The organism is Actinophytocola sp. (assembly GCF_045807065.1).
Taxonomy (GTDB): Bacteria; Actinomycetota; Actinomycetes; order Mycobacteriales; family Pseudonocardiaceae; genus Actinophytocola.
Genome location: NZ_JBJMIE010000282.1, coordinates 1 through 2,367, shown reverse-complemented (window position 1 = coordinate 2,367; position 2,367 = coordinate 1). Strand labels below are relative to the sequence as shown.

Sequence of the window (2,367 nt, the reverse complement as noted above, 5' to 3'; positions counted from 1 at the left end):
GGCCCGCGAACCGCCGGTATCTCCCCCGACTACCCCGGCTCGCTGCTGGACATTCGTCTGCGGCCGGATATCGATTTCACCGACGACGCGCCGGAACCGGAACGCGCCCTCGACGTGGTCACCGCGGCCGCGTTCCGCCTGCCGGCCGGCGACGACGGCCGGCTGCGGATCCGCCCCACCCCCGCCGTCACCCACCTGACGGGTGACGAGCCGTACGTGGTGCTGCACCCCGGCGCCACGGTGCCCGCCCGCCGCTGGCCGGCGTGGCGGTGCGCGGAGGCGGTGCGTGCACTGGGCGAGGCCGGCCACCGCGTGCTGGTCACCGGAGGACCGAACGAGAAGGACCTGACCGCCGAGGTGGCCGGCGACACCGGCGTCGACCTCGGTGGCGCCACCGACTTCGCCGAGCTCGCGGGCGTCCTGCGGGGCGCGGAGGTGGTCGTCGTCGGCAACACCGGTCCGGCACACCTGGCCGCCGCCGTCGGCACACCCGTCGTCTCACTGTTCTCGCCGGTGGTACCGGCGATCCGCTGGGCGCCCTACGGCGTGCCGGCGGTGCTGCTCGGCGACCAGACCGCGGCGTGCCGTGGCACCAGGGCCCGGGAGTGCCCTTTGCCGGGCCATCCCTGCCTGACCTCCGTCACCGCGGCGGACGTGGTCAGCGCGGTTGTTTCCGTCAACACGACAATGAGGGGGCACGACACATGCGCATCGCGATGATCTCCGAACACGCAAACCCGCTCGCCGCGCTCGGCGGGGTCGACGCGGGCGGTCAGAACCTCCATGTCGCCGAGCTGTCCGGTGCGCTGGCCGAGGCCGGCCACGAGGTCACCGTCTACACCCGGCAGGACGACCACCAGCAGCGGCGGGTCGTGACCACGCCGCGCGGCTACCGCGTGGTGCACGTGCCGGCCGGTCCACCGCAACCGGTGCCCAAGGACGAGCTGCTGCCGCACATGGCCGCGTTCACCGAGTTCGTCGACGAGCGCTGGCGGGTCGAGCGCCCCGACGTCGTGCACTCGCACTTCTGGATGTCCGGGCTGGTCGCCGCCATCGCCGCGAAACGGCACGGGATCCCCCTCGTGCACACCTACCACGCGCTCGGCACGGTGAAGCGCCGCCACCAGGGCGAGGCCGACACCAGCCCGGAGAGCCGGATCGACACCGAGCGGGTCATCGGCCGCAGCGCGGACTGCGTCATCGCCACGTGCTCGGACGAGGTCGCGGAGCTGTCCCGGATGGGCCTGTCGAAGAGCCGCATCAAGATCGTGCCGTGCGGGGTGGACACCAAGCAGTTCCTCCCCGAGGGCCGGCGGTCGCGGCCGAAGCTCGCGCACCGGATCGTCAGCGTCGGCAGGCTCGTGCCCCGCAAGGGCTTCGCGGACCTCATCACCGTGCTGCCGGCCCTGCCCGACACCGAGCTGGTCATCGCCGGCGGCGCCGACCGCGCCATGCGGGACGACCCGGAGGCCAACCGGCTGCGTGAGCTCGCGCGGTCCCTCGGGGTCGCCGACCGCGTCCGGCTCGCGGGGCAGGTGCCGCGCGAGCGGATGCCCGAGCTGCTGCGTTCCGCGGACGTGGTGGCGTGCGTGCCCTGGTACGAACCGTTCGGCATCGTGCCGCTGGAGGCGATGGCCTGTGGCGTGCCCGTGGTCGCCACGGCCGTCGGCGGCCTCATCGACACCGTCGTCGACGGCGTGACCGGCATGCTCGTACCACCGCGTCGCCCGGCCGCGCTCACCGTGGCGCTCAAGTCGTTGCTGCTCGACCCGGTCAAGCGGTCGTTCCTCGGCGGCGCCGGGCGGGACCGCGTCGAGTCGCGCTACCCGTGGCGCGTCATCGCGGCGCAGACGGCGCACGTGTACGAGTCGTGCGTGCGCAACACCGAGCTGGCGGGGAGCGTGCGATGACCCCCACCGACAGGCTCACCGAGCTGACCGCGGCCGTGCGTGCGTTGCGCAATGAGACGGACCGCTTCGAGCGGTGGGGGGCGCTGCTGGCCGAGCGGCTGACCGACGGCGGACGGCTGCTGGCCGCCGGCAACGGCGGCTCCGCCGCGGAGGCACAGCACCTGACCGCCGAACTGGTGGGCAGGTTCGACCGCGAACGCCCGCCGTTCTCCGCGATCGCGCTGCACGCCGACACCTCCAGCCTCACCGCGATCGGCAACGACTACGGCTACGCGGAGGTCTTCGCCCGCCAGGTGGTCGCGCACGCGCGGCCGAAGGACGTGCTGGTGCTGCTCTCGACCAGCGGCACCAGCGAGAACCTGCTGCGAGCCGCGGACGTCGGCCGCCAGTGCGGCATGACCGTGCTCGCCATGACCGGTCCGCGACCCAACCCGCTGGCCGAGCGCGCGGACGACGC

3 protein-coding genes are annotated in these 2,367 nt (G+C 73.7%); all 3 read left to right on the top strand.

All coding sequences use genetic code 11. The features are described 5' to 3' along the window. Positions 1–720, top strand: a 720-nt coding sequence (locus ACJ73U_RS16415) for a glycosyltransferase family 9 protein (protein ID WP_407778493.1), incomplete at its 5' end; no start/stop codon positions are given. Next, positions 705–1,910 carry a glycosyltransferase gene (locus ACJ73U_RS16410; protein WP_407778492.1) on the top strand — a complete coding sequence of 402 codons (1,206 nt, stop codon included), beginning with the start codon at positions 705–707 and terminating at the stop codon, positions 1,908–1,910. The genes ACJ73U_RS16415 and ACJ73U_RS16410, both read left to right, overlap by 16 nt. After that, a partial coding sequence (locus ACJ73U_RS16405) for an SIS domain-containing protein (RefSeq protein ID WP_407778491.1) occupies positions 1,907–2,367 on the top strand: 461 nt, incomplete at its 3' end. The genes ACJ73U_RS16410 and ACJ73U_RS16405, both read left to right, overlap by 4 nt.

Bases quoted from the DNA above. Each gene is read 5' to 3' on its own strand.
- ACJ73U_RS16410 (WP_407778492.1), top strand. From the start codon at position 705: ATGCGCATCGCGATGATCTCCGAACACGCAAACCCGCTCGCCGCGCTC.